This window comes from Streptomyces sp. NPDC048643 (assembly GCF_040650615.1).
Classification (GTDB): Bacteria; Actinomycetota; Actinomycetes; order Streptomycetales; family Streptomycetaceae; genus Streptomyces.
Map to the genome: position 1 here is coordinate 103071 of NZ_JBEZHO010000026.1, position 6893 is coordinate 109963.

General features: G+C 69.7%; 5 protein-coding genes and 1 pseudogene. 2 read left to right on the top strand and 4 right to left on the bottom strand.

Annotated features, from left to right (window positions below; translation table 11 throughout):
• The first annotated feature begins 141 nt into the window (after window positions 1-141).
• Complete coding sequence (locus AB0C62_RS24725; RefSeq protein WP_351501117.1) at window positions 142-1062, top strand: ABC transporter permease; 921 nt, start codon at window positions 142-144, stop codon at window positions 1060-1062.
• Window positions 1063-1153: 91 nt separating this feature from the next.
• Window positions 1154-1915 (top strand): ABC transporter ATP-binding protein, encoded by a 762-nt coding sequence (locus AB0C62_RS24730; protein WP_362976531.1) that lies wholly within the window; start codon window positions 1154-1156, stop codon window positions 1913-1915.
• Between the two features lie 144 nt (window positions 1916-2059).
• On the opposite strand, the gene AB0C62_RS24735 is transcribed toward AB0C62_RS24730, so the two are convergent.
• The 4 genes and pseudogenes from AB0C62_RS24735 to AB0C62_RS24750 form a co-directional block, all read right to left on the bottom strand.
• Window positions 2060-3211, bottom strand: a complete 1152-nt coding sequence (locus tag AB0C62_RS24735) for a glycosyltransferase (protein WP_362976515.1) — start codon at window positions 3209-3211, stop codon at window positions 2060-2062.
• A complete protein-coding gene (locus tag AB0C62_RS24740; protein ID WP_362976517.1) occupies window positions 3208-6105 on the bottom strand; it encodes a CDP-glycerol glycerophosphotransferase family protein in 2898 nt (965 codons plus the stop codon). Before AB0C62_RS24740 ends, AB0C62_RS24735 begins: the two co-directional genes overlap by 4 nt.
• A gap of 37 nt (window positions 6106-6142) precedes the next feature.
• The gene (locus AB0C62_RS24745) at window positions 6143-6646 is read right to left on the bottom strand and encodes a GtrA family protein (protein WP_362976519.1); all 504 of its coding nucleotides are present in this window, start codon (window positions 6644-6646) and stop codon (window positions 6143-6145) included.
• Window positions 6643-6893, bottom strand: a pseudogene (locus tag AB0C62_RS24750) (hypothetical protein); the annotation flags it as partial. The pseudogene AB0C62_RS24750 and the gene AB0C62_RS24745, both read right to left, overlap by 4 nt.

Below are 6893 nucleotides of genomic sequence, written 5' to 3' on the forward strand. Positions count from 1 at the left end.
AACGGTTGCGTTCCGACGTAGACAGCCCTACGCTCACGTTGCGACGATACGGTCCCGTCCCGACGTAAGAGAACGGCAAAGAGCAGTCCTCGAAACGGTCAGGACGCCCCGCACCCCACCCCCCGAGCGAAAGCAACGGATGTGAGCCAGGTCCTCCACACCCCGCCCGCGACGGCGACGCCGGCCTCCCCCGCCGACGACGCCGCGGCCTTCGCCGCCCGGTACGGCCTCACCGTCAGCGGCGCCCGCCCGAGCCTGCCCGCGTACGTCCGCCAGCTGTGGGCGCGGCGCCACTTCATCACCGCGTTCGCCACCGCCAAGCTCACCTCGCAGTACAGCCAGGCCAAGCTCGGCCAGGTGTGGCAGGTGATGACCCCGTTGCTGAACGCGGCGGTCTACTACTTCATCTTCGGCATCCTGCTCGGCACCAAGCACGGCGTCCCGGACTACATCCCGTTCCTGGTCACCGGCGTCTTCATCTGGACCTTCACGCAGAGCTCGATCATGGCGGGCACCCGGGCGATCTCCGGCAGCCTCGGCCTGGTCCGCGCCCTGCACTTCCCGCGTGCCGCGCTCCCGGTGTCGTACGCCCTCCAGCAGCTCCAGCAGCTGCTGTTCTCGATGGCCGCGCTCGTCGTGATCCTGCTCTGCTTCGGGGTGCCGGTCAGCGCCTCGTGGCTGCTCGCGGTACCGGTGCTGGTGCTCCAGTTCACCTTCAACGCCGGCGTCGCGATGGTCATGGCCCGGATGGGCGCCCGCACCCCGGACATCGCCCAGCTCATGCCGTTCCTGCTGCGCACCTGGATGTACGTCTCCGGTGTCATGTGGAGCATCGACAAGGTGCTCAGCAACAACAAGCTGCCGCACTGGGCGATGGTCCTGCTGGAGAGCAACCCGGCGGCCGTCTACATCGACCTGATGCGCTTCGCGCTGATCGACAGCTTCCACGCGCACCAACTGCCGCACCACGTCTGGGCCCTCGCGGTGGGCTGGGCGCTCGTCGCCGGCGTCGGCGGCTTCATCTACTTCTGGAAGGCTGAGGAGACCTACGGCCGTGGCTGACACCATCACGCAGCAGACGCAGCAGACGCACGCGACGCAGGACGCCCCGACGCAGGGCACCGAGGCGGCGGCCGGAGCGGACTCCGAGCGCATCCCCACCGTCATCGCCGAGAGCGTCGACATCGTCTACCGCGTCAACGGCACCGGCGCCGGACGCGGCAGCGCCACCGCCGCCCTCAACCGCATGCTGCGCCGCAAGCAGACCGAGAAGGCGGCGGGCGTCCGCAAGGTCCACGCCGTCAAGTCCGTGTCGTTCACCGCCTACCGGGGCGAGGCCATCGGCCTGATCGGCACCAACGGCTCCGGCAAGTCCACGCTGCTCAAGGCGGTCGCGGGTCTGCTCCCCGTGGAGAACGGCAAGATCTACACGGACGGCCAGCCCTCGCTGCTCGGCGTCAACGCGGCCCTGATGAACGACCTCACCGGCGAGCGGAACGTCTACCTCGGCGGCCTCGCGATGGGCATGTCCCGCGAGCAGGTCAAGGAGCGCTACCAGGAGATCGTCGACTTCTCCGGCATCAACGAGAAGGGCGACTTCATCACCCTGCCGATGCGGACCTACTCCTCCGGCATGGCGGCCCGCCTGCGCTTCTCCATCGCCGCGGCCAAGGACCACGACGTCCTGATGATCGACGAGGCGCTCGCCACCGGTGACCGCTCCTTCCAGCGGCGGTCCGAGGCCCGCATCCGCGAACTGCGCAAGAGCGCGGGCACGGTGTTCCTGGTCAGCCACAACAACAAGTCGATCCGCGACACCTGCGACCGCGTGCTGTGGCTGGAGCGCGGCGAGCTGCGCATGGACGGACCCACCGAGCAGGTCCTCAAGGAGTACGAGAAGTTCACGGGCAAGTAGCGGGCCGCGCCGAACCCCACTGAACCGGTCGGGACGCGGGCGGCCCGAGCCCGCGTCCCGACCGGCCTCAGGCGTTGGCCCTCAGCGATCAGCGATCAGCGATCAGCGATCAGCGGCCGCATGCGAGCACCCGGAAGCCGGCACTCACCGCTCCAGGAACCCGAACAGCTCCTCCCACCGGCGGACCACCTCACCGGTCGTGAAGCGCTGGACGTTCACGCGCGCGGCCTCGCCCATGGTGTCCCGCAGGGCCTTGTCGGACATCAACGTGTCCAGTCGGCGGGCCAGTTCACCGGTGTTGCCGAGGGTCGCGAGAAGACCGTCCTCACCGTCCCTGATGATCTCGTGGACGCCGGGCGCGCAGTCGAAGGCGGCACACGGCACACCGGCGGCCATCGCCTCCATGACCGCGAGCGGGAACCCCTCGCCCCGCGAGGAGAGCACGAACACCGAGCCGCCGCGCAGGGCGCCGGGCACATCGCTCGTCCGCCCCATCCAGTCGACCGAGTCGTCCAGCCCGAGGGCCGTGCACTGCTTCCGGAGGATCTCCTCGTCCTCCCCCGAACCGTAGATCCGCAGCCGCCAGTCGGGGTGCAGCGGTGCCGTCTCCGACCAGGCGTCGAGCAGCATGTCGATGCCCTTCTGGTCGTGCAGCCGGCCGATGCTGACGACGACGTTCTCGGTGCGCGGAGAGGGCACCTCGGGCATGAACGGCAGCGGGTTCGGCATGAAGGACACGTTGTTCATGCCCTGCCTGATCCACAGGTCGGCGTCCTCCCGGGTGAGCGCGAGCATCCGGTCGACGTCCTCGTAGTGCTTCAGGACCCGCCGGAACCGCGAGGTCGACCGGGAGTAGGCGAAGGACTCGTGACTCATCCCGATGACGGTCAGACCCTCGGTGTCGGCGAGTTCCACCCACTCCATGGCCCACACCTGCGTGACGATGACGACGCCACCGGGCCGCGCCGTCCGCAGCAGCTCGGACAACCGGTCGGCCCGTTCCCGCATCCCGGCCGCCCGTTCGGCACGCCGCCGGTGCTCGACGACGTCGATCCGCCCGCGCAGCCCGCCCGTCGGTCGCACCCGCGGCGGCCGGACGTCGTACAACGTCGTGGTCGGGTAGGGGAGTTCGCCCAGTTCTTGGGGGACGTCGGGGTCGGTGATCCCGACGACGTGCACGCGGTGTCCGCGCTCCATGAACAGGCGGGCCATCTGGTGCGACCAGCTCGTCACCCCGCCGAGTTCGTCGACGCTGTTGGAGACGAAGAAGATGTCCCGCTGCGGGAAGTCGGTCATCCACGCCTCCAGTGCGCGAAGAACTGCTCGACGATGTCGCGGGACGCGGTCCCCTGGTCGTACTCGCCGAACTCGGCCGTGAACTGCTCCCGCTTCGGCGCGTACTTGACGGTCTGCTCCTCCAGCGAGCCGAGGACGACGTGCAGTTCGTCCTCGCTGCGCACGACGGGTCCGGGAGCCCGCTCCAGCAGGTCGAAGTAGGTGCCGCGACCCTCGTGCACGTACTCCTCGTAGTCGTACGCGAAGAAGAACATGGGGCGGTCGAGGAGGGCGTAGTCGAACATCACGGACGAGTAGTCGGTGATCAGTCCGTCGGCCAGCGCGAGCAGCGGGGTCATGTCGTGCTGCGCGGTGACGTCGATGACGCGGCCGCGCACGGAGGGCGGCAGCACGACGTGGTTGAGGTAGTGGGAGCGGACGAGCAGGACGTAGCGGTCGCCGAAGGTGTCGGCGAAGCGCTCCACGTCGAAGGGCAGCTCGAACCGCTTCTGCCCGCTGCCGCGATGCCGGAAGGTCGGGGCGTACAGCAGGATCTGCTTGTCCTCGGGGATGCCCAACTCGGCTGCCAGCGGGCCGCGTTCCCGCGCCCCGTCGGCCCGCTCCCGCATCCTCGCCTGGACGAGCTCGTCGTTGCGCGGATAGCCGACCCGGAGCAGGGTCCGCTCCTGGAGCCGGAACGCCCGGGCGAGGGTGCGCACGTCGTGCTCGGAGCGGATCAGGAAACGGTCGAAGCGGTCCAGCGTCTGCTGCTGCACGTCCTGCGCCGCCCGCGACTTGAGTTTCCACTCCGGTTCGTCGAAGCCCATCCGCTTGAGGGCGGAGCCGTGCCAGGTCTGCAGGTACGTGGTCCGCGGCCGCTTGGTGAGCTTCAGCGGATAGCTCTGGTTGTCGACCCAGAACTCGGCCTGCGCGAGCGCCCGCAGGTAGGGCAGCGACCAGCGGCGTACGAGGGTGGCGTCGTCCGGGAACCCGTCCGGCCGGCCCGCGTACGACCAGACCGCGTCGAACTCCAGGCCCTGGCGGCGCATCTCCTCGTAGAGGGCGCGGGGGCTGTCGCTGTACTGGCGGCCCAGGTGGCTCTCGAAGACGACGAGGCGTCGGCGGACGGGGAGCCGGCTGAACACCTCGTGGTAGAGGCGGATCTTGGCCGGCCCCGAGGTGAGGTCCTTGCGCAGCGAACGCGCCTTGCGGAAGCCCGACTTGGCGAGCGCCCCGGGCCGGCCCTGCACACCGCGCTGCACGAGGGCGTTCGCCTTCTTGTCCGGGACCAGCCGGTAGGACAGGTGCCCGCGCGTGGAGACGACCGGCTCGAACCGGTCGGCGACCAACCGGGTGAGCCGGGGTCGGACGGGCAACCGGCCCGTGATCAGGCCGGGTTCGGCGGCGGTGAGCCGTGTGGTGGTGCGGACCCCGTCGACGTCGAGGTGCAGCCGTACGTCCCAGACGGTGTCCACGACGCCCAGCGGGCGCACGGCCGAGAGGTCCGCCGAGCCCTCCCAGGCGATGGTGTCGCCGGCGTGCCACACGCGGGCCACGGGGAAGCGGAACGTCTGGAAGCGCACGCCGCGCCGGCGGGCGTAGAACTCCAGCTGGGCGGTGAGCCGGGCGTCCGGCGGGATCACCCCGAGCGGGTTGGTGACGCGCCCGGCGAGCCGGACGGTTCCGCCGGGACCCGGCTCGTAGGAGGTCAGTTCGTCGCGCAGGAACATCTTCTCGACGGGCCGGGCGTGGTAGCCGAGGTCGGTGACGTCCAGGACGTGCCGGCCGAAGGGGTCGTCGAGGTGCTCGGCACACCAGTACACGCGGCCGTCGCGTTCGACGAGCGGCGAGGAGATCTTGTCGCGGTTGGCGAGGGTGTCCACGGCGGGCAGCAGGTTGTCCCAGTCGCTGACCTGGAGGAGGTACGCGCAGACGGCGTGGATGGGTTCGGCCTCGTCGAAGGCGGCGCGGTCGATCGACTCCAGGTACTGCCGGGCGATCGCGGCGAACTCCTCACGGTAGGCCGCGTCCCGGAAGGGCAGTTCCCGCAGGTGCAGCACGAGGTCGTGCTTGAGGAACTTGACGTCCTTGGCGAACTTCAGCTCCAGGAGCCCCTTGTCGGCGAGGAGCCGGTCGACGCGCCGGTGGATCTCCATGCGGTGCGCGAAGTTGGCGATCTCGTCACGCCGGTTGCTGATGGACTTCGCGGCCGCCTTGTCCGCGACCCGCCAGTCGTACACCCGGTTGGGGATGAGGGTGATGCGGCGGGCCGAGGCGTAGGCCTGGGCGGAGAAGAGCAGGTCCTCGTAGTGGATGCCGACCGGGAAGCGCAGCCCCTCGTCGAGCAGGAACCGCCGGCGGTAGCACTTGTTCGTCGACAGGGTGTCGAAGACCATCAGGTCGGGCAGCTCGGAGATCGACTCCAGCGTGCGGGTGCGTTCGTACAGCCAGGGGTACCACTTGACCTCCTTGCCCGTCCGCGAGTCGACGTGCACGCGCACGCACAGGCCCGAGACGAGGTCGGCGCCGGTGGTCTCGGCGGCCTCCAGCATGTTGCGGCAGGCGTTGCGCTCCAGGACGTCGTCGCTGTCGAGGAAGACGACGTACTCGCCGCGGGCCTCGGTGATGCCGCGGTTGCGGGGGGCGCCGCAGCCGCCGCTGTTCTCGGGCAGCCGGCAGGCGCGGACCCGGCCGGGATGGGCGGCGGCCAGCCCGCGCGCCACGTCGTACGAGCCGTCGGTGCTCCGGTCGTCGACGATGACGACCTCGACGGCGCGCAGCGTCTGGTCCAGGACGGAGCGGACGGCGGTGGGCAGTCGGTCGGCGTCGTTGTAGACGATGACGACCACGGAGACGGCCGGCCGGGAGGGCCTGGTGCCGGGCGGAGCGGACGCACGGTGTTGATCCACGTTCATCCTATTTATCGTAGGGACCCCGCCCCGTTATGGGGTGCTATCGCCCGTTCTTCGCGTGTTGGAAGACCCAGGTCCGGTAGGCGACGAAGCGGAACGCGGAGGCCAGCACGATGGACAGCACCTTGGCGATGTTCGAGCCGAGCGAGCCGATCATTCCGAACCCGTGGTACCCGAGGTAGAACAGGGCGCTCTCCATGACGACGCCGAGCCCGCTGAACGCGAAGAAGAGGGCGATCTGGCCACGGGTGCGCGAGGCCCGGTCCCGGTAGGCGAAGAAGCGGAAGCCGAGGTAGTTCGTGCCCATGGCGACACAGCTGGCGATCACGGTGGCGACCATCGGGGCCCAGTCCAGCCCGCGCAGCGCCAGGTTGAAGAAGAGGACGTTGACGGCGACACCGCTGCCGCCGACGACCGAGAAGCGCGCCAGCTCCAGGGCGAGCCGCTGGACCCGCGGGACCTTGGTGACGACCCGCGGACCCCGGGGGCGGACGACGGGGGCGGCCGCGGCGGGGGCCTGCCGCTCGGTGAGGTGCACTGTCACGGGTCCGGGTCCTCCACACGTCTGTCCGTCGGTCGAGCAGTCAGTCGGGCCAACCTTAAGGCAAATGTCCTATTTAACAGGTATAGGTAAATGATGAGCCGGAGTTTCGTCGCCCCGCCCGTCCCGTCCGGGCACGGGAAAACGCGGTGCCCCCGGGCCGGCCTGTACGCCGCCGGGCAGTCGACGTCCTCGTACGAGAGTTCGGGAACCCGGTAGGCGAAGACGGCCCGGGCGTAGTCCTCCGTCT

What these genes read in the sequence shown, in the direction of transcription:
- AB0C62_RS24735 (WP_362976515.1), bottom strand. Translation starts at nt 3,211, where the DNA reads ATGACCGACTTCCCGCAGCGGGACATCTTCTTCGTCTCCAACAGCGTC.
- AB0C62_RS24740 (WP_362976517.1), bottom strand. Translation starts at nt 6,105, where the DNA reads ATGAACGTGGATCAACACCGTGCGTCCGCTCCGCCCGGCACCAGGCCC.